This is a genomic window from Burkholderia sp. THE68, assembly GCF_009938265.1.
Classification (GTDB): domain Bacteria; phylum Pseudomonadota; class Gammaproteobacteria; order Burkholderiales; family Burkholderiaceae; genus Caballeronia.
In genome coordinates this window covers 1,298,003-1,324,038 of sequence record NZ_AP022315.1, presented here as the reverse complement: position 1 = coordinate 1,324,038, position 26,036 = coordinate 1,298,003, and the positions used below count along the sequence as shown (strand labels likewise).

Genomic DNA, 26,036 nt, shown 5'->3' with positions numbered 1-26,036 from the left:
GAGTCCGGCACGGGGCGCCCGGTAGCGCTCCGCATTCCGTCGCATCGACGCCCGCACCTTTTCCGGTCGGGCGCTCGCCACTCGCGCGCCCCGCACCGCATCCGGTGCCCATCATCTCCGGCCGCCAATGAAATTTCTGTTCGATCTGTTTCCGATCATCCTCTTTTTCGTCGCATTCAAGGTATGGGGCATCTATACCGCGACGGCGGTCGCGATTGCCGCGACGCTCGTGCAGATCGCCTGGGTTGCGTTCCGGCATCGCAAGGTCGATGCGATGCTGTGGGTCAGTCTCGGCGTCGTCGTCGTGTTCGGCGGCGCGACACTCGTGCTGCACAACGATACCTTCATCAAATGGAAGCCGACCGCGTTGTACTGGCTCTTCGCGTTCGCGCTGATCGTCGCGCAGATCGGCTTCAGAAAGAATCTGATCGAAGCGATGATGGGCAAGCAGATCGTGTTGCCGCATCGGGTGTGGGGACAGTTGAATGTCGCGTGGGCGGTGTTCTTTGCGTTGCTCGGCATCGTGAACCTGTTCGTCGCGTATAACTTCACCACCGATCAGTGGGTGAACTTCAAGCTCTTCGGCGCGACTGGGTGTCTCGTCGTATTCATCGTCGCGCAAAGCTTCTGGCTCGCGAAATACATGAAGGAGGACGGTCAATGAGCGCTTCGTTCGATTTCACCAACGCATCGGCGGCGGACAAGATCGCGCATCTCGAAGCGCGCCTGAACGCCGCACTGCAACCGCATTCGGTGCACATCGACGACGACAGCGCCGCGCACGCGGGTCATGCCGGTGCTGCAGCGGGCAGCCATTACACGGTGACGATCGTCGCGGAATGCTTTGCCGGCCGGGCGCGCGTGGCGCGACATCGACTGGTGTATGATGCGCTGGCCGAGGAAATGCGGCGCGGCGTGCACGCGCTCGCGATCCGGGCTTACACGCCGCAGGAGTTCGCCGAACAATTCCAATAGACACACGCGCGGTTCACCCTCAAGCCTTGCCTCTTTAAATCTCGCCCTTGAAGGCGTCAGTCTGCTCAGTTAGGAACCTTCGATGACTTTGAAAAAAACCCGCGTCTGGGTGTTGCTCGCTGTATTCGCGGCCGCTCCCGCGTTTGCGCAAAACATCGCCGTCGTGAACGGCACGCCGATTCCCACGTCGCGCGCCGATGCGCTCGTGAAACAGCTCGTGGCGCAGGGTCAACAGGATTCGCCGCAACTTCAGCAGGCAGTGCGCGAGGAACTCATCAACCGCGAAATCCTGATGCAGGAAGCGGCGCGCGAAGGCATCGCGTCGCGCCCCGATGTGAAGGCGCAAATCGCCGTCGCGCAGCAGACCGTGGTGCTGCGCGCGCTGATCGAAGATTTCGTGAAGAAGAACACGCCGACCGACGCCGAGATCAAGGCGCGCTATGACCAGCTCGTCAAGCAGAACGGCGGCGGCAAGGAACTGCATCTGCATCACATCCTCGTCGAGGACGAAGCGCAGGCGAAGGATCTGATCGCGAAGATCAAGGGCGGCGCAAGCTTCGAGGATCTCGCGAAGCAGTATTCGAAGGACCCGGGATCGGGCAAGAACGGCGGCGATCTGGACTGGTCGTCGCCTTCGGCTTACGTGCCCGAGTTCGGTGCGGCAGCGGAGAAACTGAAAAAGGGTGAAGTGACGCCGCAGCCGGTGAAGACGCAGTTCGGCTGGCACGTCATCCGCCTGGATGATTCGCGTGAAGTCGCCCCGCCGCCGCTCGAGCAGGTGAAGGCGCAGATCGCGCAGCAGATTCAGCAGGAGAAGCTGCAGACGTTCGAAGAAGGTCTGCGGAACAAGGCGGTGGTGAAGTAAGCGCCCTCGCCTTTCGCGATCTTTCGCGATGCGATTCAACGACAAAGCCGCCCTCGGGCGGCTTTGTCTTTTCCAGCGCCATCAACCGCCCAGCTTCGCCCTCGTGACAGCACCCGAGCGCGACAGCTTCGGCAACTCGCGGTTCTGCACCACGCTCAGGAAGCTCGCCCAATCCTGCGCGAGCGCGGCCTTGTCGACCTTATCGGTCTCGCCGAGCTTGTAGCGCTCGCCCTGCGCGTATGGCCGCTCCCACGCCGCCCGATGCCATGCGCGCTCCGCCAGCGCGAGCAGACGCGGATACACCATGTACTCGAACTGCTGGTCCGTACGCATCACCTCGGCCCAGGCTTGTCCCTGAATGCCTTCGATGCGCGGCGCCGGTCCCGCGCTCGTCACCTCGAACGGATTGCCGTCGCGATCGGCCATGATCTCCGCGTTCTGCGGCAGATTGTCCGGCGCGAGCGAGAACGTCTTGAAGCCGTCCGTGCCGTGCGACCCCCAGTAGTAGCCGCGCTCGTGCTGATCGAACGCGTACGGGAAGTCGAAGTACAGATAGTCCGGCAGCGCGAGCACCGTCTTGTAGCCCTGACTGCTGAGCGTCTGCACGGTGTCGGACGCGCCCCAGAAGATCGTGTCCCACATCGTCACCATGGTGCTCGACGTCGCGAAATCCTGCGGACCGTTCGCATGCTTGATGCCGTCCTGCCACGCGGCCATCGTGCCGATACCGTTCGCGTGCACGATCTGGCTCACCTGGCGCGCGAACATCGACGGCAATTCGTCAACGGATGCCACCTTGCCTGACGCGATCAGCGCTGCGCACTGCGGCGAGCGTCCCCACGGTTTGTCCTGCACCGCGAGATTCACGTGCCCCTTGCCGGGATCGGTGCCGTCGAGCGGCTGAAAGCCCGCGCCGAGCAGGATGTTCTTCGCCTCGTCGCCGCCGAAGTGCCACACGGAAAGCGGCGCGCCGGCCTCGCGATGCATCGACGCGATTTCGCCGATCACCTTCGACGCGAAACGCTGCGCGCCGGCCGAGCACGGATTGATGAAACTGCGGCGATCGTAGAACTGGACGGTCGTCGCGTTCGACGTGTCCGCCGGATCGAGCAGCCTGTACGCGCTCGCGCTTCCCGTGTCGCCCAGCGCGCTCAGACGCTGATATCGCGCTTCCATCGATACGACCGCGGCGCGCGAGTGCCCGGGCATGTCGATCTCGGGAATGATCTCGACGAAACGGTCCGCCGCGTAGCGCACCAGCGCGACATAGTCGGCGCGGCTCAGATAGCCGCCGCCCGAACGGTTATCCGGTCCCGAGCCGAGTTGCGGCAACAGGCACTTCGTTTCGGTGAGGTCGTGGCAACGCTTCGCGCCGATGTCGGTGAGTTCGGGCAGACCTGGAATCTCGATGCGCCAGCCTTCGTCGTCCGACAGATGCAGATGCAGCCGGTTGAGCTTGTACGCGCCCATCTGGTCGATCAGGCGGCGCAGCGTGGCGGGCTGGCGAAAGTTGCGCGCGACGTCCACGTGCATGCCGCGCCAGGCATAGCGCGGCGCGTCTTCGATCGTCATCGCCGGCACGCTGCCGCCGCCCGCGGGCGTGAGCGACAGCAGCGTCTGCACGCCGTAGAAGAGCCCGGAGGCGTCGAATGCATCGACGTTCACGCCGCCTGGCGCGATCGTCAGGCGATAGCCGCCCGAGCGTGCGATGTCGGCGGGCAGCGCGCCACCGACGATCTGCCCGTTCACACGCACGGCCGCGCCGTTCAGGCCGAGCGTCGTCACGCGCGATTTGAGCGCCGCCGTTTGCGACGACGTCAATCCCGATACCGACAGATCGATCCCGCCGACCTGCGCCGCGCCCTCGCCCACCGTTTCGCGCAGCACGGAGGGCACGGCGCGCTCGGCGCTTTGCTGCGCAGAGGGCGGCGCGGCTTCCGCGCGGGCGCGCTGCACTTGCGCGGGCGTCGCGGCGAGGCCGGCAGCGTCGTCCGCGCTCGGCGGGATGCGGTCGACGTACTGCGTTTCGTCATCGGTATCGTTGTGCTTGAGGATGGCGGGCGTCGCATTGCCGTCAGCGACGACGTATGCGCGCGGCAACAGGTCGCTGTAGCGCTGATACCAGTATTCGCCGACGAACGGCACCTCGATGCGCTCGCCCGCGCCGAGTGTGAACGCGCCTGCGCGTGGCGTGAGCGCGTAGAGGTCGCCGGTGATGTGTTTCCACGCGAATCCGGGATGCTCGACCATCAGGATGCGGCGGATGCTGTGTACGTATAGGGTCCAGCCGCCTGACGCGAGGCTGCGACCGCCGGTGTTTTCGAGAATCAGCTTGCCGCGTGCGCAGCTCGCCCAGTCGGCGCCGAGGTCGGCGCAGTTCGTGCCGGATTTTGCGGCATCGTTGGCGTCGATCTCGACGCGTACCATCAGGTTCTCGCCGAGGGCGGCTGCGCGGGCCGTTGGTGACAGATTTGTTGCGCTTGAGTCAGAGCTGTCGCCGCAGGCTGTCGTCATCAGACACGCTGTTGTAATTAGCGCGGCGGACATTAAAATTTGCATACCTGAACGTTTTATTCGAAATTGCCTCATTTCTCCTCCGTGGTCCAACGCGTCTGATGACGACGCGCCGAAGCACTATACCCGCAACTTACAGGTCGGTAATTTTGAGAAAACTGCTGGAAGGCAATAGTTGGAATGTCGAAGAGGGATACTCGAGGTTTGAGATTCGGAGTGCATAGCAAGTTCTAGGTTTGTCGCCGGATCCCGTTGGCGTGTTGGTCTATTGGCACTGCCCCTGTGCGGGGCGGCAGTCACTTTCTTTGCTGCTGCAAAGAAAGTAACCAAAGAAAGCAGCTCGAGACGCCCGCGGTCATACGCAATTTGGGTGTTCTTCTCATCGTTCGTGACCTCTGTAGCGAGTGCCCTCGTAGGCCTAACCGGGCTCGGACCGCGCACGGTCTGACAAGCTAGTTTTTCTAGTGCGCTGGTTCAGCACGAAAGAGGTCCGGCACAGCGCTACGCGCTGCCGATGGGTATGCAAGGGAAACCAACGAGAAACGCAGAAGCACACGCGGACCCGATGGTCCCATTGGCCGCGAAGCGGGCCGGAGCCATTTCGTGCTGAACCAGCCACGCGAGCGGTGCGATGTGTCAGACCGTGCGCGGTCCAAGCCCGAGGTGGCCTATGAGGGCACTCGCTACAGAGGCCACGAGCGAGGAGAAGGATACCCAAATTGCGTGTGACCGCGAGCGTATCGGGCTGCTTTCTTTGCCTACTTTCTTTGCTGCTGCAAAGAAAGTAGGTGCCGCCCCGCACAGGGGCAACGCTAATAGACCGACACGATCACGGGATCCGGCGAAATCCGGCAAGGTCCGCCGAAGTCCGACCCCCTCAACCGAGGAACCGCCGCGCGTTCTGAAACACCCGCAACCACGGGCTTCCGTCAGTGGTCCAGTCATCGGGCGTCCAGCTCATCTGCACATTACGATGCACACGCTCCATATGCGGCATCAGCACCGTAAAGCGCCCATCGGGCGTCGTCACCGAGGTGATGCCCTGCGGCGAGCCGTTCGGGTTGAACGGATACTGCTCCGTCGCATTGCCGCGATGATCGACGTACCGCATCGCGACGAGCGCCTTCGCCTGATCACCCTGCTGCGAGAAGTCAGCAAAGCCTTCGCCATGCGCGACCGCGACCGGAATGCGCGAACCTTCCATACCCGCGAAGAACATCGACGGCGAGCTCTGCACTTCGACGAGCGAGAAACGCGCCTCGAACTGCTCCGACTTGTTGCGCGTGAACTTCGGCCAGTTCTCCGCGCCGGGGATGATCGACGCCAGGCTCGACATCATCTGGCAGCCGTTGCAGATGCCGAGCGCGAAGGTGTCCGCGCGACCGAAGAACGCAGCGAACATGTCGGCAAGACGCGGGTTGAAACGGATCGTCTTGGCCCAGCCCTCGCCCGCGCCCAGCACATCGCCGTAAGAGAAGCCGCCGCACGCAACCGCGCCCGCGAAATCGGCGAGCGTCGCGCGGCCTTCGAGCAGGTCGCTCATGTGGACATCGTGCGCGTCGAAGCCGGCGCGGTCGAATGCATAGGCCGTCTCCAGATGCGAGTTCACGCCCTGCTCGCGCAGAATCGCGACGCGTGGCCGCGCCTGCGTCGAAACGAAGGGCGCGGCGACGTCTTCGGCCAGATCGAAGGTCAGCACCGGCGCGATGCCGGGATCGGCCGCATCGAGCAGCGCGTCGTATTCGGCATCGGCGCAGGCCGGGTTGTCGCGCAGACGCGCGATGCGCCAGCTCACCTCGCTCCACGCGCGATGCAACTCGACACGCGGTGCATCGAAAATCTTCTTCGCATCGCGATAAATCTCGATCGCGCCGCTCTCGTTCGGCTTGCCGATCACATGCGAGCACGCCGACAGACCGTGTTCGCGCAACGCGGCCAGCACCGCGTCACGCTCCGATGCGCGCACCTGCACCACCGCGCCGAGTTCTTCGGAGAACAGCGCGCGGATCGTACGGTCTTCGCGGCGGCCGCTGGTCTGCTTGGCCCAGTCCTTCGCGTCGCCGTAGTCGGATTCGTGTTCGGCGTCGAGCGTCAGCATGTCGATGTTCAGCGACACACCCACGTGACCCGCGAACGCCATCTCGCAAACGGTCGCCCACAGGCCGCCGTCGGAGCGGTCGTGGTAGGCGAGCAGTTTGCCATCGGCGTTGAGCGCCTGGATCGCGGTGAAGAAGCGCTTGAGGTCTTCGGGATCGTCGACATCGGGCACCGTGTCGCCGACCTGCTGCGTCACTTGCGCGAGAATGCTGCCGCCCATGCGGTTGCGGCCGCGTCCCAGATCGATCGCGATCAGCACCGTGCTGGTGTCGTTGACGAGCTGGGGCGTCAGATGACGGCGCACGTCTTCCACCGGCGCGAACGCCGAAATGATCAGCGACACCGGCGACACGACCTCGCGCGCACCGCCGCGCGCGTCCTGCCACTTCGTGCGCATCGACAGCGAATCCTTGCCGACCGGAATGCTGATGCCGAGCGCCGGACACAGCTCCATGCCGATGGCCTTCACGGTGTCGTAAAGCGCGGCATCTTCGCCCTCGCTGCCGCACGCGGCCATCCAGTTCGCCGACAGCTTCAGCTTGTTCAACGACTCGATCGGCGCCGACGCGATGTTCGTCACCGCCTCGCCCACCGCCATGCGGCCCGATGCGGGCGCGTCGATGACGGCGAGCGGCGTGCGCTCGGCCATCGTCATCGCTTCGCCGCGGTAGCCCGCGTAATCCATCGTCGTCACGGCGCAATCGGCGACGGGCACCTGCCACGGGCCGACGAACTGGTCGCGCGCGGTCGTGCCGCCGACCGAGCGGTCGCCGATGGTGATGAGAAACGACTTGCTCGCGACCGTCGGATGCTTCAGCACGTCGACGGCGACTTCGGACAGCGGCAGCCCCGTCACGTCGACGGGCGTGAATTGCGCGCTCTCGCGCTTCACGTCGCGGTGCATCTTGGGCGGCTTGCCGAGCAGCACGTCCATCGGCATGTCGACGGGTTCCTGGCCGTCGTTGGCCTCGTCGATCAGTTTCAGTTGACGCTCTTCCGTCGCCACGCCGACGACGGCCACCGGGCAGCGTTCGCGCTCGCAGATGGCCTGGAACGCGGGCAGATCGGCGGGCGAAATGGCCAGCACGTAGCGCTCCTGCGCTTCGTTCGACCAGATTTCACGCGGCGACAGACCGCTTTCTTCCAGTTGCACCTTGCGCAGATCGAAGCGCGCGCCCTTGCCCGCGCCATCGACGAGCTCCGGGAACGCGTTCGAGATGCCGCCCGCGCCGACGTCGTGGATCGACAGGATCGGATTGCCCTCGCCCATCTGCCAGCAGGTGTTGATGACTTCCTGCGCGCGGCGCTGGATTTCCGGGTTGCCGCGCTGGACCGAGTCGAAGTCGAGTTCGGCGGTGTTCGCGCCGGTCGCCATCGACGATGCCGCGCCGCCGCCCATGCCGATACGCATGCCCGGCCCGCCGATCTGGATCAGCAGCGTGCCCGCCGGCAGATCGTTCTTGTGCGTGTGCTGATCCGAAATATTGCCGATGCCGCCCGCGATCATGATCGGCTTGTGATAGCCGCGCACGCGGCCTGCGACGTTCTGCTCGTAGGTGCGGAAATAGCCGCCCAGATTCGGCCGGCCGAATTCGTTGTTGAACGCGGCGGCGCCGATCGGCCCGTCAATCATGATCTGCAACGGCGACGCGATGCGCTCGGGCTTGCCATACGGCTCGTGCTGGTCGGCCGGATTGCGCGACGCGAGCGGCACGGCGGAGTCGCGCGCGTTCTCCCATTTTTCGCGCGCGTCGGGCAGATCGAGGTTCGACACGGTGAAGCCCGCGAGACCGGCCTTCGGACGCGCGCCACGGCCCGTCGCGCCTTCGTCGCGGATTTCGCCGCCGGAACCCGTCGCCGCGCCCGCGAACGGGGAAATCGCGGTCGGGTGATTGTGCGTCTCGACCTTCATCAGCGTATGCGTCAGTTCGACGTGACGCCGATACTGCTCGTCCGTGCCGCGCGGGAACCAGCGCTCGGCGACGCCGCCACGCATGATCGCCGAATTGTCCGAATACGCGACGATCGTGCCTTCGTGATTCAGCTTTTCCGTATTGCGGATCATCTGGAACAGCGACATGTCCTGCTTGTCGCCATCGATGGTCCATTCGCCGTTGAAGATCTTGTGGCGGCAATGCTCGCTGTTCGCTTGCGCGAACATCATCAGCTCGACGTCGGTCGGATTGCGCTTCAGGCCTTCGAACGCGTTCACCAGATAGTCGATTTCGTCGTCGGCGAGCGCGAGGCCGAGTTCCGCGTTCGCAGCCTCGAGCGCCTTGTGTCCCGCGCCGATGATATCGACTGTCTGCAGCGGCCTGGCGGGCAGTTCGTCGAACAGATGCAGCGCCTGTTCGCGCGATGCCGCGACGCTTTCCGTCATGCGGTCATGCAGCGCATCCGCGACGGCCGCGCGGGCTTCGTCGGACAGCGCCTTCTTGCCGCCGAGAAAGCCGCTTTTCATGATGACCGAGTACTCGACGCCGCGCTCGATGCGCCGCACCTTGTCGAGCCCGCAATGATGCGCGATGTCGGTCGCCTTGCTCGCCCACGGCGAAACCGTGCCGAAGCGCGGCACCACCATGAAGCTCTCGACGTGGCCGCGTTCCTTCGATTCCTCGAACGGCGCGCCGTAGTGCATCAGCGCCTCGATGCGGCTGTTGTCATCGTCCGTGAGCGGCTCGGACGCGTTGACGAAATGCAGGAACTGGCCGCGCACGCCGACGATATTCGCGTCGATGCGGGCGAGCGTTTCGAGGAGGCGGGTCTGACGGAAATCGGAGAGGGCCGAAGCGCCGGGGAAACACGAGAAGTGGGCCATTGTGACGGTGCGTCGATGACGTCTGTGTGCCGCTCGCGCGACGCTCGCTGTTTGCAAATTCAGAAATTCGCAAATTCGGATTCGAGCACGCGATACGGCGTGAGGCGAAAGGAAGACCGCGATTATACCCCGGATGCGTCTCGAAATCGGCCCGGGCGGTCCGTCCGAGCGCCGCGCGGCAGCGGCCCGGCAACGCCGGGCGCCGCGCCGCGCATCCCGAAATCGACCTGCGCCCGCATGGCCGTGCGCGACGCAACTGCCCGCAGGCCGCATGTGTGGGCTGTTTGCCCGTCCCTGGCAAACGATTTTGGCGCTATCATGGCGCGCTTTCTTCGGGTACGGGGCGCGCCGGGTCGCGCCGCCGGACCCGTGGTTTCATCGTCAAGGCGCGCGGCATCGGGCGCTTCCGCCCGCGCGTCACGCCGCGCACCACTGCAATCTCGCGCCTTCGGGCACAAAAAGTCATGGATGTCATCGTCATCGGCGGAGGAATCGCCGGCATCGCCACCGCGTATCAGCTGCATGCGGCCGGACACCGCGTCTGCGTGATCGAGCGCCACGCGACCGTCGCGCAAGGCGCCACCTATGGTCAGGGCGGCGCGCTCCTGCCCTCGCCGCTCGATGTCTGGTTCGGGCCGACCTTCATGGCGTCGAGCCGCTCGAAGCAAAGCGGCATGGCGGTCAAGACCGGCTTCGACGCGGCCGCGCGCGATTTTCTCAAGCAACTCGCGACACTGCGCGATCCCGAAACGTTCGCCGCGCAGTACGCGCATCTGCAGCCGCTCGTCGACGAATCGCGGCGCGTGCTCGCGTCCATCGAAAGCCGTCTGGAGCTCGATTTCGAACAGCGCCGCGGCATGCTGCATGTGTTCCGCCAGCCGCGCGAGCTCGAGGAGGCGCAAACGGCCATCGACCTGCTGAAAGGCTGCGGCGTGCCGTATCGGGTATTGACGCCCGAGGAATGCGTCGCGGTCGAGCCTTCCGTGCCCGATTACCCCGAATTCGCGGGCGGCGTGCTGCTGCCGGAGGAGCGCACCGCCAACTGTCCGCTCTTCACCAAGCAACTGAAGCAGGTGCTCGAGGACGACGGCGTGCAGTTCCGCATGCAGCGCGCGGTGGCGTCGGTGCGTCTCGAGGGCGCGCGCGCCGCGGTCGAACTCGCCGATCCGAACGAAGGCAGGAAGCGCCACGCCGAGGTCGAGCTGATCACGGCCGATGCGATCGTCGTCGCGGCGGGCGTCGGCACGCCGGGGCTCATCGGCGGCATCAAGTCGGTGTCGTCGCTCTTTGCGCTGCGCGTGCACACGCTCACCGCGCCCGTCGCGTACGAGGAGCGCGCGCCGCATCTGACAGTCGTCGATTCGATCAAGCGCATCACGATGACGCGCGTAAGTCAGCGGCTGCGCGTCGCGGGCGCGGGTGTGTTCCAGAGCGCATCCAAGGCCGATAAACCGCTCGACGCCACGCTATCGCGCCGTGCGCTCGACATCCTCGGTCAAGGCACGCACGACTGGATTCCGGGCGCGGCGCGTGTTTCCGCCGCGCGCGCGTGGGAAGGGCTGCGCCTGATTTCCGCCGACGGGCTGCCGATCGTCGGCGCGACGCGGCATCCGCGCCTGTTCGTCAACGCCGCGCACGGTCCGGCGGGCTGGGGCCTCGCGTGCGGGTCTGCTAAAGTGGTCGCGGACCTCGTTTCCGGCGTCACGCCCGATCTCCCCGCCGATACACTTGCCGCGCTGAGCGTCGAACGCTTCTAGCGGACAGGCACGGTTGCTGCGCGCGCGGGGCTCCGACGACTCGAATCTCGAAACGCCCTTCCGCCCGCCGCCATGACCGCTGCCCGCTCACCCTGGTTCTCTCCGCGCGACGAACCGCTCGCGCTCCTGACGCTCGCGGAGCTGCGCAACCTCGAAGCGCGCGCTGCCGCCGCGCTGCCGCCTCACACGCTGATGGCGCGCGCGGGCGCGGCCGCCGCCCAATACCTGATCGATGCATCCGAACATGCTCCGGACGCCCGCGCGCTGTCGGTGTGGCTCGTGGCGGGCCCCGGCAACAACGGCGGCGACGCGCTCGTGATGGCCGAGCGCCTGCATCGCGCGGGCGTCTCCGTGCGCGTGTGCATGCCGGTCGAAGTGAAGCCGGACGACGCGCGCTGGGCACTCGAATCGGCGCGCGCGGCGGGCGTGCCGATCGACGCCCAGCCGCCCGCGACGTTCGACGGTTTCGGCTGGCTCGTCGACGGCATGTTCGGCATCGGCCTGAGTCGCCCGCTCGAAGGCGTGTTCGCCGACGTGGCCGCGCGTCTCACGCGGCGTGCGCGCTCAGCGGGCCGCGTGCTCGCGCTCGACGTTCCGAGCGGCCTGAACAGCGACACCGGCGCGCCCGTGAACGGCGGCGAAGCTGTCCGCGCGACGGACACCATCACGTTCATCGGCGCGAAGCCGGGGCATTTCACGTCGCAAGGCCGCGATCTGACGGGACGTCTTTTCGTATCGACGCTGGATGTCGAGGCGAGCGCCGCGCCGTCGATCGTGCTGAATGCGCCCGCGCTTTTCGGCGTATGCATGCCGCAGCGCGACAACGCGACCAACAAGGGCACATTCGGCTCGCTCGCGGTGATCGGCGGCGACACAGGCATGTGCGGCGCGGCGGTTCTCGCGGCGCGCATGGCGCTGTACGGCGGCGCGGGCAAGGTGCATGTCGCGTTCGTGGGCGAAGGCTTTCCGCCCTACGACCCGCCGCATCCGGAACTGATGCTGCATCGCGCCGACGGCTTCGCGCTCGACAAGATGGACGCGCTCGCGATCGGTTGCGGCATGGGCGCGGGCGAGCGCGCGAAACAGATCCTCGCACACGCGCTGGCGCTCGACGTGCCCAAGCTCCTCGATGCCGACGCGCTCAATCTCATCGCGAAAGACGACGCGCTCGCGTCCGCCGTCGCGGCGCGCGGCGCACAGGGCGATCCGTGCATCCTGACGCCGCATCCGCTCGAAGCGGCGCGTCTGCTGCAAACCGACGCAAAAGCGGTTCAGGCCGATCGCATCGCCGCCGCGCGTCAGCTGGCCGCGCGCTATGGGGCGATCGCGGTGCTGAAGGGTTCGGGCACGGTGATCGCCTCGCCCGATGGCCGCGTCGCGGTGAATCCGACCGGCAACGCCGGACTCGCGACCGGCGGCACCGGCGACGTCCTCGGCGGTTTGATCGGCGCATTGCTCGCGCAAAGACTGCCTGCCTACGAAGCCGCGCTCGCGGGCGTGTATCTCCACGGTCTCGCCGCGCAGACGCTCACGGATGACGGCATCGGCCCGGCGGGGCTGACGGCGGGTGAACTGGCGCCGGCGGTACGCAAGCTCATCAACCGGCGTTTTTACGCCGAACACGCGCGAAGCTGACGACCTGCGAAGACGATGTGACGCTCTGCAAGCATCCGTTCATGCATCGTCGCTATACTCTTTTTGATTCGGGCAACCGCGGCCGTTTAGTCGCGTTCACTTGCGTTCACCATACACGACACGCACAGGCGCGCCGAGCCGCAATCGCACGAACGTATTCCTCTGTCACCCTCAGACTAACGGACCGCTCATGACCCAAAACTCGATGCTGAACTCGCTTCCTGCCTGGTCCGCGCTCCAGTCGCATTACGATGCCATTTCCGGCGAGCGCCTGCGCGACTGGTTTGCGCCGCAGAACGACACCGCGCCGACGCGCGCCGAGCGCCTCACCTTCCAGGGCGGCGGCCTCGCAATCGACTTCTCCAAGAACCGCGTCAAGGACGAAACGCTGAAGCTGCTCGTCGAGGTCGCGCAACAGGCCAAGGTCACCGAACGCCGCGACGCGATGTTCCGTGGCGATATCGTCAACATCACGGAGCAGCGCGCGGTGCTCCACACCGCGCTGCGCGCGCAATCGCCCGACGCGCCCTTTTACGAACAGGTGCAGAAGGAAAAGGCCAAAATGGCCGCCTTCTCCGATCGCGTGCGCGACGGCTCCTGGAAAGGCTATTCCGGCAAGCGCATCCGGCACGTGGTGAACATCGGCATCGGCGGCTCGGACCTCGGGCCGAAGATGGTCGTGCACGCGCTGCATCATCTCGCATCGAAGGATCTCGACACGCACTTCGTCTCGAACGTCGACGGCGCCGATCTCTGGAACGTCCTTCAGCAAGTCGACGCGGAAGAGACGCTCGCGATCGTCGTCTCCAAGACCTTCACGACGCTCGAAACGATGACCAATGCGCACTCGATGCGTGACTGGTTCCTGAAATCCGGCTGTCCCGAAGATCAACTGTCGAAGCATTTCGTCGGGGTATCGGCGAATCCGGCCGAGGTCGTGAAGTTCGGCATCGCCAAGGAAAACGTCTTCGAGATGTGGGACTGGGTCGGCGGCCGTTACTCGCTGTGGTCGGCGGTCGGTCTTTCGATCATGCTGTCGGTCGGTCCGCAGAATTTCGACGCGCTCCTGCAGGGCGCGGCGGCAATGGACGAGCACTTCCGAACCGCGCCGCTCGACAAGAACCTGCCCGTGCTGATGGGCATGATCGGCATCTGGTATCGCAACTTCTTCGGCTCGCAAAGCGATCTGGTCGCGCCGTATTCACAGGCGCTGCACTATCTGCCTTCGTATCTCCAGCAACTGGAGATGGAAAGCAACGGCAAGTCCGCGCGGCTCGACGGCAAGATGGTCGACTATCCGACCGCCGCCGTGATCTGGGGCGAGCCGGGCACGAACGGCCAGCACGCTTTCTTCCAGATGCTGCATCAGGGCCCGACGATCATTCCGATCGACTTCATCGCGGTGCTGACGCCGGAACATCCGCTCGTCGATCATCACGCGAAGCTGCTCGCCAACTGCTTCGCGCAGAGCGAGGCGCTGATGCTCGGCCGCACGCTGGAAGAAGCGAAGAAAGTGGCGGGTCCGGGCAAGGAAGAACTCGCGACGCATCTGAGCTTCCCGGGCAACCGGCCGACCACGACGATCATGCTCGACGCGCTCACGCCGCAAACGCTCGGCGCGCTCATCGCGCTCTACGAGCACAAGGTGCTCGTGCAGGGCACGGTGTGGGACATCAACTCGTTCGATCAATGGGGCGTGGAGCTCGGCAAGATTCTCGGCAAGGTCGTCGAGGCCGATATCACCGCCGCGAGCGCCGATCCGGCCAAGCATGACTCGTCGACGTCCACGCTGATCGCGCGTGCGCGCGCGGCGTTGAAGCGTTAAGGCTCGCTGTAGATAGGATCGTGGCCCGCAGTGCTTCGGCGTTGCGGGCTTTTTTATACGCTCAAGCCGTTCACGAGCCGCCCCGCTTCGATCGTCACCGTGGCGTCGCAACGCTCGGCCAGCTCGGCATCATGCGTGACGAGCACGAGCGTCGCGCCGTTGCGGCGGTTCATCTCGAACATCAGGTCGATGATCGCGTAGCCGGTGGTGGCGTCGAGGCTGCCGGTGGGTTCGTCGGCAAAAAGCACGGCAGGATGCGTGACGAAGGCACGCGCGAGCGCGACGCGCTGCTGTTCGCCGCCGGAAAGCAGCTTCGGATAATGCGCGGTGCGCTGGGACAGTCCAACTTGCTCGAGCAGCGACCGTGCGCGCGCCGCGATCTCGCCGTGCGGTATCTCCGCGCGCAATTCGAGCGGCAGCATCACGTTTTCGAGCGCGGTCAGATGCGGCATCAACTGGAACGACTGGAACACGAAACCGACGGCGCCGCTGCGCAGCGCGGCGCGCTCGTCTTCGTTCAACGTGGACAGTTCCTTGCCGAGCAGACGAACCGAGCCCTCGCTCGCGCTGTCCAACCCGGCGAGCAGGCCGAGCAGTGTCGACTTGCCCGAGCCCGATGCGCCGACGATCGCCACACTGCTGCCCTTCGCGATCGACAGATCGATCTGATCGAGAATCGTGAGCTCGCCCGTTGCGTCCTTCACCCGCTTGCTTAAACCCCGTACTTCGATGACCGGCTCGATATTGTTTTGCATGGACACTCTGAAAAAGAACTTGCGCGGCTTCGTTCCCGCAATCGCGTTGATGGCGGCATGGTCGGGGACCGCGCATGCCGCCGATGCACAGGCAGCAACGCAACCCAAACCCGCGATCGTCGTGCTGGGCGATAGCCTGTCGGCCGAATATGGCCTGCCGCGCGACACCGGCTGGGTGAATCTCTTGCGCGAGCGTCTGGCGAAGGAGCGCCTCGATTATAGCGTCGCCAATTCGAGCATCAGCGGCGACACCACCAGCGGCGGCCGCGCGCGCCTGACTGCCGTGCTGTCACGCATCAAGCCGGACATCGTGATAGTCGAACTCGGCGCGAACGATGCGCTGCGCGGCGTCCCGCTTGCCACGACGGAAACGAATCTGCGCGGTATCGTCGATGCGTCGCAGGCGGCACATGCGAAGGTTTTACTCATCGGCATGTACGTTCCACCCAATTACGGCCCCGACTACTCGCAAAAGTTCCACGCGGTCTACGAGCGTATCGCGAAGGAAAAGAAAGTGCCGCTCGTGCCCTTCCTGCTTGCCGGCATTGCTGACAAACCCGCCATGTTTCAGGCCGATCAGATCCATCCGACAGTGCAGGCCCAGCCATTGCTATTGGATAACGTCTGGCCAATCTTGAAACCCTTGCTGGGCGCAAGCGCCGCGCATTGAAGACGACGCGCCGGCCGCGACAGCTTTTTTCAACAACGCGGAAACACGGCCACGATTCAGACATCTGAGACTTTCGCGTCACTCTTATAACCCCGCTCGTCATATGAGCGACTCTACAAGGAGGTCACGTGAAACTTGCCCCTCTTCTCGCCCTGACCGTTGCGATCTCGGCCTGCGCCGCGCAACCGCCCGCCGGCGTGCAGCAAGTCGGCACGAGCCAGAAAGAGCCGAAGGTCATCGCGCAATGCGTCGCCCAGAAGTGGGCCGACAAGTCGCAGCAGCAGGTCGTGTCGCAAGATACGCTCGCGAACGACAAGGCCGTCGATGTGTACGTTCCCGGCCAGCAGCCGCCGAATGGCGCGGCGGCCATCATTCATCCGGCTTGGTCCGGTCCGGGCTCGTGGGTCGGTTTCCGCGCCTCGGGTGCGGCCGGCAGTCAGGCAACCGGCGACATTCAGGCTTGCCTGTAAGTAACGCTCGGTTTTGCGCTTGCCGCGCTTTCAGGGCGGCATAGGCCAAACAAAAGCCCCGCATCTTTTCAGAAGCGGGGCTTTTTCATGATCAACACAGATCAATCAGTTCGATGACGGCGGCGGCGCCTGGCTCAGCTTGACCTTCGAGCGCTCTTTCAACGACTTGAGATACGCTTCCATCTCGGCCTGTGCATACACCTGCGCCACCTGCTGTTGCGCGCCCGCGAGACGATCGGCCGCGACCGGCGCCGCCTTCTCGATGCCGTTCACGCGATAGATCGCGTAACCGTCCGCGCCGAGGTCCACGCCGACATAGGACGGCAGCTTCGACGCATCCGCCTTGAAGATCGCGCTCAGCGCGGCGGGCGGCAAGCCCTGCGCGTCGTTACGCGATACCGTGATCGGCGATGTGAAGCCCTCCGTGGACTTCGACTTCTGCAGGTCCGCGAGCTTCGCCTCGCCTTCCTTCTTCGCCATGGCGGCGGCCATTTCCGCGATGACCTTCTTGCGCACGTCGTCCTTCACCACGTCGAACGCGGGAACGCTCGATGCCTTGTAGTCGGTCACGCGCGCGGCGATCAGCGTGCTGTTGCCGACATCCATCGCCTGTGTGTTGTTGCGGTCCTTCACCGAGTCCGGCGCGAAGACGGCCGCGAGGAACTTCGGATTGTTGAGCGGATTGTCCTGAGGCAGTTGCGGATTCGGCTTCGGGCCGACCGTCGCGGTCTGGATCGTCAGCTTGTATTTGTCGGCCGCGGGTTGCAGCGTCTTCGCCTTCTCATAGACGAGATCGGTGAAGCCTTGCGCGTTGTCAGCGAAACCCTTGGTGCCTTGCTGAGCCGCGTAGTCCTTCGCGATCGCGTCCTTCACCTCATCGAACGGCTTCGTGACGGCGGGCTTCACGTCGGTCGCCTGGATGATGTGATAGCCGAAGTCCGACTCGACGACATTGCTCACTTCGCCCTTCTTGAGACCGAAGGCGGCGTCGTCGAAGGCCTTGCCGCCGGCGATCTGCCCGCGCGCGAAGTAGCCGAGATCGCCGCCCTTGCTCGCGGAGCCCGGATCGTCCGAACTCTTCTGCGCGATCTGCGCGAACTGGTCCGGATGCGCCTTGACCTGCGCCAGCAGTTCTTCGGCTTTCTGTTTTGCCTTCGCCTTGTCGGCCGCGCTTGCGTCCTTCGGTGCGTTCACGAGAATGTGGCTCGCGCGCACTTCCGCTTCCGTGCGATAGCGCTGGATGTTGTCGTCGTAATACTTCTTGAGATCGGCGTCGGTCGCCTTCGACGCTGCCGCGATCGACGACGGCGACAGCACGAGGTACTGAATCGTGGCTGTCTCCGGCGTTGCGAAGTCGTTGCGATGCGCTTCGTAGTAGGCCGTGAGTTGCGCGTCCGTCGGCTGGATTTTCGCGGCGTAGTCAGCCGCGCGCAGCGACAGGCCCTGCACCGAACGCTTCTGCTCGGCAAGTTCCGTCAGGCTCTGCGCGAGCGCTTTCGACGTGAAAGATGTCGCCTGGATGCTGCCCGGAATCTGGTCGGTCGCGATCTGATAACGCATGCGCTCGTCGTATTGCGCGGGCGTCATGCCCTGCATCGCGAGCAGTTGCTTGTAGCGTTCGAGGTCGATCGTGCCGTCAGGATTCTTCAGCGACGAGATCACGGGATCGGAGAGCAGCGCGCGACGCACGGCGTCATCCGACGCGGTCAGATGCAGGCGTTGGGTTTCGTCGGCCATGGCGCGCTGCTGCACGAGGCTGTCGACCATCGCGGCGCGCGTTTCGGGCGAATCGAACATCTTGGCGTCGAACTGCGAACCGAGCATCGAGCGGGCGCGGTCCACTTGCTGGCGGAAAGCGCTGTCGAATTCGGCGCGCGTGATCTTGTGACCGTTCACGCTGGCCACGTAAGAACTTTCGTCGAAATAGTTGCTGAATCCCTGGATCCCGACCATGCCCAGACCGGGCACGATGATCAGGATCAGCAGAGCCATCATCAGGCGCTGGTGATTACGGAAGAAGTCGAGCATGCGTAGCGCTGCGTTGTCAGAACAAAACGCTCGATATTACAACAGTGGCAGAGGAAAAGGCGAAAGGCGGTGCGCGAATGAGCCATCGGACAGACGACCTGCGCGGAGTCGTACCCTCGAAATGATGTGAATTGTTTTATCTATCAGGCATTTAACCCGCGATTGGGTCAAATTGCGCAATCGCGGCGCTGCGATGATTAGCACTCTTGATCGAGCGGCAAACGCACGGCAACTGCGTGGCGAAAAGCAAAAAGTCCCGCACGCTTCGCAGCTTGCGGGACTTCATGTTCGATTCTGGCGGAGCGGACGGGACTCGAACCCGCGACCCCCGGCGTGACAGGCCGGTATTCTAACCAACTGAACTACCGCTCCTGGGTAGCGCGCAATGAATTGAAACCTGGTGGGTGCTGAGAGGCTCGAACTCCCGACCTACGCCTTGTAAGGGCGCCGCTCTACCAACTGAGCTAAGCACCCGGTCCGCAATTCATCCGGTTTGCGCAGCGCTGAATTCAGAACTTCGTTTTGCAAAGCCCGTATCCAGCGAGTCCGCTAGTTTAGCGCATCCTTCAGCGCTTTGCCAGGGCGAAATTTCGGGACCTTCGCGGCCTTGATCTTGATCGCATCGCCGGTGCGCGGATTGCGGCCCGTGCGCGCGGTGCGCTTGCCTACGGCAAACGTGCCGAAGCCGACGAGCGTCACCGTGCCGCCCTTCTTCAGCGTCGCGCGCACGCCGCCGATCACCGCTTCGAGTGCGCGGCCGGCAGCGGCCTTGGAAATATCGGCATGCTGCGCGATATGGTCGATCAGTTCCGTCTTGTTCATTGTGATCCCCGAATCAGTATTGGCACGTTGTAATCGATCTGGTCCCGCATCGATGCGAATCGCATCTCGATAAGTTTGGATGCGGCGCTCATTTAACTTAGCCGAAAGAACCGTGTCAACGGGGGTTGAGCCTTATTCGGCGCGGGTTTGCGGTGCTTTAGAAGATATCTTCGAAAAGCCGCGCGCAAAAAGAAAAACCCGCGAGCATGAGCCCGCGGGTTTTAGCGTCGATCACGCAACACGGCGATAGAGCCGTGCCGCCCGATGCGCGTCAGTGCTTCACGAACTCGCCCGATGCAGCCGCGTCCTTTTGCTGCTCGGCTGCGACCGGCGTCGCCTTCGCCTCTTCTTCAGGCAAGGATTCCGGTGCGCGTTCGAGCGCCAGTTCCAGCACGCGGTCGATCCAGCGAACCGGCACGATCTCGATGGCGTTCTTCACGTTGTCGGGAATGTCGGCCAGATCCTTCGTGTTTTCCTCTGGGATCAGCACGAGCTTGATGCCGCCGCGATGCGCCGCCAGCAGCTTCTCCTTCAACCCGCCGATCGGCAGCACTTCGCCGCGCAGCGTGATTTCGCCCGTCATCGCGACATCCGCGCGAACCGGAATGCCCGTCAGCACCGACACCAGCGCCGTGGTCATCGCGATACCGGCGGACGGACCGTCCTTCGGCGTCGCGCCTTCCGGCACGTGGATGTGGATATCCTTCTTCTCGAAGGATTCATCCGTGATGCCCAGGCGCCGCGAACGCGAACGCACCACCGAGCGCGCCGCTTCGACGGATTCCTTCATCACGTCGCCGAGCGAGCCGGTGCGGATCACGCCGCCCTTGCCGGGCATCACCGCTGCTTCGATCGTCAGCAGATCGCCGCCGACTTCCGTCCACGCGAGACCCGTCACCTGACCGATCTGGTTTTCCTTCGCGGCCAGACCGAAGTCGTACTTGCGCACGCCGAGGAAGGTGTCGAGGTTCGAACCGTCGACCTTCACCGCACCTTCGGCCTTCTTCAACAGCAGCATCTTCACGACCTTGCGGCAGATCTTCGATATTTCACGTTCGAGCGAACGCACGCCCGCTTCCCGCGTGTAGTAGCGAATGATGTCGCGGATGGCTTGCTCCGTGACGTCGATCTCACCGTCCTTCAGGCCGTTGTTGCGCTTCTGCTTCGGCAACAGGTAACGCGTCGCGATGCTGACCTTCTCGTCTTCCGTGTAACCCGACAGGCGGATGACTTCCATCCGGTCGAGCAGCGGCGGCGGAATGTTCAGCGAGTTCGACGTCGCCACGAACATCACGTCCGAAAGGTCGAAGTCCACTTCGATGTAGTGGTCCGCGAACGTGTGGTTCTGTTCCGGGTCGAGCACTTCGAGCAGCGCGGAGGCCGGGTCGCCGCGGAAATCCATGCCCATCTTGTCGACTTCGTCGAGCAGGAAGAGCGGATTGCGCACCGCGACCTTGGACAGGCTCTGCAGAATCTTGCCGGGCATCGAGCCGATATACGTACGGCGGTGACCGCGAATCTCCGATTCGTCATGCACGCCGCCCAGCGCCATGCGTACGAACTTGCGATTCGTCGCGCGGGCGATCGACTGCCCGAGCGAGGTCTTGCCGACGCCCGGAGGCCCGACGAGGCACAGAATCGGCGCCTTCACCTTCTCGACGCGTTGCTGAACCGCGAGATACTCGAGAATGCGTTCCTTCACCTTCTCGAGACCGAAGTGGTCTTCGTCGAGCACGCGTTCGGCGTTCGAGAGGTCGTTGTTGACCTTGCTCTTCTTGCGCCACGGCAGGCCGATCAGCGTGTCGATGTAATTGCGCACGACGGTCGCTTCCGCGGACATCGGCGACATGAGCTTGAGCTTCTTGAGCTCGGCATCGGCCTTCTTCTTGGCTTCCTTCGGCATGCGCGCGGCGGTGATGCGCTTCTCCAGTTCCTCGAGATCCGCGCCCTCTTCGCCTTCGCCCAGTTCCTTCTGGATGGCCTTGACCTGTTCGTTCAGGTAGTACTCGCGCTGACTCTTTTCCATCTGGCGCTTTACGCGGCCACGGATGCGCTTTTCGACCTGAAGAATGTCGATTTCGGCTTCGAGCTGGGCAAGCAAATGCTCCAGCCGTTCGATCACAGGGAACATCTCGAGGATGTGCTGTTTCTGATCGAGCTTGAGCGGCAGATGCGCAGCGATGGTGTCGGCAAGACGACCTGCTTCGTCGATGCCGGACAGCGAGGTCAGGATCTCCGGCGGAATCTTCTTGTTGAGCTTCACGTACTGATCGAATTGCGAAACGATCGCGCGGCGCAGCGCTTCGGTTTCAGCGCTGTCGGCGTGATCCGGCTCGAGCGGCATCACGTCGCTCGAGAACTGCGTTTCCTGCTCTTCGATCGAGAGCGTTTTGGCGCGTTGCAAACCTTCGACGAGCACCTTCACCGTGCCGTCGGGCAGCTTCAGCATTTGCAGGATGTTGGCGACACATCCCACTTCGTACATGTCCTTTTCGGTCGGTTCATCTTTCGCCGCCGTCTTCTGGGCGACGAGCATGATGTGCTTGCCGCCTTCCATCGCGGCTTCGAGGGCCTTGATCGACTTGGGCCGCCCGACGAAGAGCGGAATCACCATATGCGGGAAAACGACTACGTCGCGCAGCGGGAGCAGCGGCAGCGTAATGCGTTCCTGCGGGAGGAGTTGGGTTCCTGACATTTCATTTCCCCATTAATGGAATCAGTTCAGTCGTAAGTAAGGCCGTTCAGAGCTATTGCAAGCCTTTATCGGAAGGGAAAAGTCGGTAGTCAAAGATCGCGTCAGTAACGTCCACAAGATAAACCGAAAAAAATAAAAGGCCGTTCACGTCGCCATGAACGGCCTTTCGCCGACACACAGCCTGCTTCAGTTCGATCCAGCTACCTTGGGTGCATCTTCGTAGATGAGCAGCGGCTTGCCGTCGCCGTCGATCGTGTTGTCGTCGACGATCACCTTCGAAACGCCCTTCATGGTCGGCAGTTCGTACATCACGTCGAGCAACGCCTGTTCCAGAATCGAACGCAGGCCGCGCGCGCCGGTCTTGCGGCGAATCGCCTTCTGCGCGATGGCCTGCAGCGCCGCCGGACGGATCTCCAGTTCCACGCGTTCCATTGCGAAGAGCTTGTGATACTGCTTCACGAGCGCGTTTTTCGGCTCGATCAGAATCTTCACCAGCGCGGCTTCGTCGAGCTTGCCGAGCGTCGCCACGACGGGCAGACGGCCGATCAGCTCGGGAATCAGGCCGAACTTGATCAGATCTTCCGGCTCGACGTCACGCAGCACCTCGCCGGCGTCGCGGTCCTGCTTGCTCTTCACGCTCGCGCCGAAACCGATACCAGTCTTCTCCGTGCGATCGGTGATGACCTTTTCCAGGCCGTCGAACGCGCCGCCGCACACGAACAGGATGTTGGTCGTATCGACCTGGATGAAATCCTGATTCGGGTGCTTGCGTCCGCCTTGCGGCGGCACCGACGCCATCGTGCCCTCGATCAGCTTGAGCAGCGCCTGTTGCACGCCCTCGCCCGACACGTCGCGCGTGATGGACGGGTTGTCCGACTTGCGGCTGATCTTGTCGATTTCGTCGATGTAAACGATTCCGCGCTGCGCCTTGTCGACTTCGTAGTTGCAGTTCTGCAGCAACTTTTGAATGATGTTCTCGACGTCCTCGCCGACGTAACCGGCTTCGGTCAGCGTCGTTGCGTCCGCGATCACGAACGGCACGTTCAGCATGCGCGCAAGCGTCTGCGCGAGCAGCGTCTTGCCCGAACCGGTCGGTCCGATCAAGAGGATGTTGCTCTTCGACAGCTCGATTTCGTCTTTCTTGTCGAGGTGCTTGAGACGCTTGTAGTGGTTGTACACGGCCACCGCGAGAATTTTCTTCGCGCGTTCCTGGCCGATCACGTACTGATTGAGGATATCGCTGATTTCCTGCGGGCTCGGCAGGTCTGACTTGGTCAGCCCGGCCTCATCCGCCGCGCCAGCCGCCTCGTCGCGAATGATCTCGTTGCACAGGTCGATACATTCATCGCAGATGAACACCGACGGCCCAGCGATGAGTTTTTTCACCTCATGCTGGCTTTTGCCGCAGAACGAGCAATACAGCAGCTTTTCGCTACTGGAACCTTTTTTGTCCGCCATAAATGTGTAAGCCTCCGGACACTCTTGTTACATGATACGCCCTTCGATTCGCCCTCGCAGATTCACACCTTGCGATACCGAACGAAGCGCGTTCTGGCGTTGCGCCGCATGCGCGACTTCGCTACTGGGCCGGCACCGTCTCCGGGCGCCGGCGCGGCGCCGCTCCGGACGCCGTCAGGGACGCTTGTGAAGCACCTGGTCGACGAGGCCGTAAGCTTGCGCGTCGTCGCCCGACATGAAGTTGTCGCGATCGGTGTCGCGCGCGATGCGCTCGACCGGCTGACCCGTGTGATGCGACAGCAACTGATTCAGACGTTCCTTCAGGTACAGGATTTCCCGCGCCTGGATTTCGATGTCCGATGCCTGACCGCGTGCGCCGCCGAGCGGCTGGTGGATCATCACGCGCGCGTTCGGCAGCGCGACGCGCTTGCCCTTCGCGCCCGCCGCCAGCAGGAACGCGCCCATGCTCGCGGCAAGTCCCATGCACAGCGTCGACACGTCCGGCTTCACGAACTGCATGGTGTCGTAGATCGCCATGCCGGCCGAGACCGAGCCGCCCGGGCTGTTGATGTACAGGCTGATGTCCTTGTCCGGGTTCTCGCTTTCGAGGAACAGCAGCTGCGCGACGACGAGGTTCGCCGACTGGTCGTTCACCTCGCCGACGAGAAACACCACGCGCTCCTTCAGGAGGCGCGAGTAAATGTCATAGGCTCGCTCGCCGCGGCCGCTCGTTTCCACGACCATCGGAACGAGGCCGAGCGCCTGGGCTTCGAAGTCCCGCGTTGCGTGGGACGCCAACGTATCGAGCAATTCAGCGCGAAAGGTCATGCAATTTCCTTGTTCGGAATAGGGATACTGAACGACAAAGGAACATCCAGTAGAACGGCATGCAAACGCCCAAACTTTAATGCAAAAAAGGCGTGCGGGCCGTCAGTCCGACGACTCCGCACGCCCCCTGCCTATCGCGTCAGGCTTGCGCCGTTGCGCTGGCCAGTTCCTCGAAGCTGACTTCCTTGTCGGTCACTTTGGCCTTGCCCAGGACGAAATCGACGACGTTGCTTTCCACGACGTACGCTTCCATCTCGGCGAGGCGCTGCTGGTTCGAATAATACCAGCGGACGACTTCCTTCGGGTCTTCGTAGCTCTTGGCGAATTCGTCCACTTCAGCGCGGATCTGCTCGGGCTTCGCCTGCAGTTCGTTGGCCTTCACGAGTTCGGCCAGCACGAGGCCCAGCTTCACGCGGCGCTCGGCCTGTTCAGCGAACATTTCAGCCGGGATCGGCGCGTCGGCGGCGTTCGGCACGCCGCGCTGCTGCAGGTCCTGGCGGGCCATTTCGACGAGGCGCTGCTGATCCTGCTCGATCAGCGCCTTCGGCACGTCCAGCTCGGAGATCTTGAGCAGCGCGTCCATGACCTGGTTCTTCACGATCTGCTGCGTGCGGCGCTTCGCTTCACGCTCCAGGTTGTCCTTGATCTCGGTACGCATCTTCGTGAGATCGCCGTCTTCGATGCCGAGCGACTTCGCGAATTCCGCGTTGATTTCCGGCAGATGCGGCCATTCGATCTTCTTGAGCGTGATCGTGAACTGCGCCGTCTTGCCCGCCACGTCCTTGCCGTGATAGTCCTCGGGGAACTTGAGGTCGAATTCGCGCGATTCGCCGGCCTTCAGGCCCGTTGCGGCTTGCTCGAATTCAGGCAGCATGCGGCCTTCGCCCAGCACGAACGCGAAGTCTTCCGCGCTGCCGCCTTCGAACGCGACGCCGTCGATCTTGCCGACGAAGTCGAGCGTCACGCGATCGCCGTCGGCTGCTGCCGTGCTCGGGCCGCCGTCACCGTGCTCGCCGGCTTCGCCGCGTGCGTGGAAGTGCACGCGCTGCTTGCGCAGGATGTCCAGCGTGCGGTCGACTTCGGCTTCGGAGATGGTCGTGACCGTGCGTTCGATTTCAGCGGTGGCCACGTCGCCGAGATTCACTTCGGGATAGACCTCGAAGGTCGCGTCGAACGCGTAGGCGTCGGCGGCGGCTTCCGACTTCGGCGCGAAGCTCGGCTGGCCCGCGACGCGCAGGTTCTCGGCGCGCGTGACGTCGAAGAACTCCTTGCCGACCTTGTCGCTCAGCACTTCGGCCTCGACCTGACCGGCATACTGCTGCGTCACCATCTTGAGCGGCACCTTGCCCGGGCGGAAACCCGGCATGCGCACGTTCTTGGCCAACTGGCGGATGCGCGAATCCACTTCCTTCTGCACGGTGTCCTTCGGCAGGGAAATGGTCACGCGGCGTTCGAGCTTGCCGAGGTTCTCAACTACGTTAGCCATGGCTGAAATCGTCCTAGAGTAAATCGTAAATTCGGTGTTCGGTTCTTCCGCGGTTCTAAAGGCGCGGGTCCGGGTGCGGACTCTGCGTGAGCCGGCCGAAATCGACGCCTGGCGCCCGAAGCGCACGCAATGCGCGCCTCGCGGCGATGCCGGGCCGTCGCCCGACACGGTGTCAGTCAACAGAGCCAAGCATTTTAGCAAACAAATGGCGAGGGGCCGGACAACGAAGCCGCGAACCTGCCGTTTCGGCTGAATTTGACCGAAAAAGCGCACGTTTTTGGGATGGATTCTGGCGTAAATCCGCGTTTTCCCGACGCGCTCGCGCGCGCACAATTCCC

Annotated in this window: 17 protein-coding genes and 2 tRNA genes; 8 read left to right on the top strand and 11 right to left on the bottom strand. The window is 63.7% G+C overall.

The features are described from left to right. Positions 1-127: 127 nt before the first annotated feature. From BTHE68_RS06280 to BTHE68_RS06270, 3 genes are all read left to right on the top strand, one after another. Positions 128-664, top strand: coding sequence for a septation protein A (locus tag BTHE68_RS06280; protein ID WP_061176127.1), 537 nt, complete (start codon positions 128-130; stop codon positions 662-664). Further along, positions 661-975 carry a BolA family protein gene (locus tag BTHE68_RS06275; RefSeq protein WP_061176128.1) on the top strand — a complete coding sequence of 105 codons (315 nt, stop codon included), beginning with the start codon at positions 661-663 and terminating at the stop codon, positions 973-975. The genes BTHE68_RS06280 and BTHE68_RS06275 overlap by 4 nt, the downstream gene beginning before the upstream one ends. Positions 976-1,057: 82 nt before the next feature. Next, positions 1,058-1,840: a peptidylprolyl isomerase gene (locus BTHE68_RS06270; RefSeq protein WP_162065600.1), complete on the top strand. Its 783-nt coding sequence runs from the start codon at positions 1,058-1,060 to the stop codon at positions 1,838-1,840. An 81-nt stretch (positions 1,841-1,921) separates the two neighbouring features. On the opposite strand, the gene BTHE68_RS06265 is transcribed toward BTHE68_RS06270, so the two are convergent. Beyond that, positions 1,922-4,399: a family 20 glycosylhydrolase gene (locus BTHE68_RS06265; protein ID WP_502710572.1), complete on the bottom strand. Its 2,478-nt coding sequence runs from the start codon at positions 4,397-4,399 to the stop codon at positions 1,922-1,924. An 832-nt stretch (positions 4,400-5,231) separates the two neighbouring features. Then, complete coding sequence (gene purL, locus BTHE68_RS06260) at positions 5,232-9,269, bottom strand: phosphoribosylformylglycinamidine synthase (RefSeq protein ID WP_162065598.1); 4,038 nt, start codon at positions 9,267-9,269, stop codon at positions 5,232-5,234. Between the two features lie 464 nt (positions 9,270-9,733). Here purL and BTHE68_RS06255 point away from each other — a divergent pair, with 464 nt between their 5' ends. From BTHE68_RS06255 to pgi, 3 genes are all read left to right on the top strand, one after another. Continuing rightward, a complete protein-coding gene (locus BTHE68_RS06255; RefSeq protein ID WP_162065597.1) occupies positions 9,734-11,026 on the top strand; it encodes an FAD-dependent oxidoreductase in 1,293 nt (430 codons plus the stop codon). A 72-nt stretch (positions 11,027-11,098) separates the two neighbouring features. Further along, complete coding sequence (locus BTHE68_RS06250) at positions 11,099-12,661, top strand: NAD(P)H-hydrate dehydratase (RefSeq protein WP_162065596.1); 1,563 nt, start codon at positions 11,099-11,101, stop codon at positions 12,659-12,661. A gap of 190 nt (positions 12,662-12,851) precedes the next feature. Beyond that, entirely contained in the window at positions 12,852-14,486 is a 1,635-nt protein-coding gene (gene pgi / locus BTHE68_RS06245) for a glucose-6-phosphate isomerase (RefSeq protein WP_162065595.1), read from the top strand. 53 nt (positions 14,487-14,539) lie between these two features. Here pgi and BTHE68_RS06240 read toward each other — a convergent pair whose 3' ends face one another. Next, on the bottom strand, positions 14,540-15,241 hold the full coding sequence (locus tag BTHE68_RS06240) for an ABC transporter ATP-binding protein (protein ID WP_162065594.1): 702 nt from the start codon (positions 15,239-15,241) through the stop codon (positions 14,540-14,542). On the opposite strand from BTHE68_RS06240, the gene BTHE68_RS06235 reads away from it, so the two are divergent. After that, positions 15,240-15,911: an arylesterase gene (locus tag BTHE68_RS06235; protein ID WP_232077912.1), complete on the top strand. Its 672-nt coding sequence runs from the start codon at positions 15,240-15,242 to the stop codon at positions 15,909-15,911. The two genes, BTHE68_RS06240 and BTHE68_RS06235, sit on opposite strands and share 2 nt — an antisense overlap. Positions 15,912-16,039: 128 nt before the next feature. Further along, positions 16,040-16,381, top strand: coding sequence for a hypothetical protein (locus BTHE68_RS06230; RefSeq protein WP_061176137.1), 342 nt, complete (start codon positions 16,040-16,042; stop codon positions 16,379-16,381). Positions 16,382-16,486: 105 nt separating this feature from the next. On the opposite strand, the gene BTHE68_RS06225 is transcribed toward BTHE68_RS06230, so the two are convergent. The 8 genes from BTHE68_RS06225 to tig all read right to left on the bottom strand — a co-directional run bounded on the left by BTHE68_RS06225 (position 16,487) and on the right by tig (position 25,698). Continuing rightward, positions 16,487-18,409, bottom strand: coding sequence for a SurA N-terminal domain-containing protein (locus tag BTHE68_RS06225; protein ID WP_162065592.1), 1,923 nt, complete (start codon positions 18,407-18,409; stop codon positions 16,487-16,489). 295 nt (positions 18,410-18,704) lie between these two features. Continuing rightward, positions 18,705-18,781 (bottom strand) — tRNA-Asp (locus tag BTHE68_RS06220). A gap of 26 nt (positions 18,782-18,807) precedes the next feature. Then, positions 18,808-18,883 (bottom strand) — tRNA-Val (locus BTHE68_RS06215). A gap of 75 nt (positions 18,884-18,958) precedes the next feature. Continuing rightward, positions 18,959-19,285: an HU family DNA-binding protein gene (locus BTHE68_RS06210; RefSeq protein WP_225936243.1), complete on the bottom strand. Its 327-nt coding sequence runs from the start codon at positions 19,283-19,285 to the stop codon at positions 18,959-18,961. Positions 19,286-19,502: 217 nt separating this feature from the next. Continuing rightward, positions 19,503-21,926: an endopeptidase La gene (gene lon / locus BTHE68_RS06205; protein WP_162065591.1), complete on the bottom strand. Its 2,424-nt coding sequence runs from the start codon at positions 21,924-21,926 to the stop codon at positions 19,503-19,505. Positions 21,927-22,112: 186 nt separating this feature from the next. Then, positions 22,113-23,384 carry an ATP-dependent Clp protease ATP-binding subunit ClpX gene (gene clpX / locus BTHE68_RS06200; protein ID WP_061176141.1) on the bottom strand — a complete coding sequence of 424 codons (1,272 nt, stop codon included), beginning with the start codon at positions 23,382-23,384 and terminating at the stop codon, positions 22,113-22,115. 174 nt (positions 23,385-23,558) lie between these two features. Further along, the gene (gene clpP / locus BTHE68_RS06195; RefSeq protein ID WP_061176142.1) at positions 23,559-24,212 is read right to left on the bottom strand and encodes an ATP-dependent Clp endopeptidase proteolytic subunit ClpP; all 654 of its coding nucleotides are present in this window, start codon (positions 24,210-24,212) and stop codon (positions 23,559-23,561) included. A 139-nt stretch (positions 24,213-24,351) separates the two neighbouring features. Then, positions 24,352-25,698, bottom strand: a complete 1,347-nt coding sequence (tig, locus tag BTHE68_RS06190; RefSeq protein ID WP_162065590.1) for a trigger factor — start codon at positions 25,696-25,698, stop codon at positions 24,352-24,354. Positions 25,699-26,036: the final 338 nt, after the last annotated feature.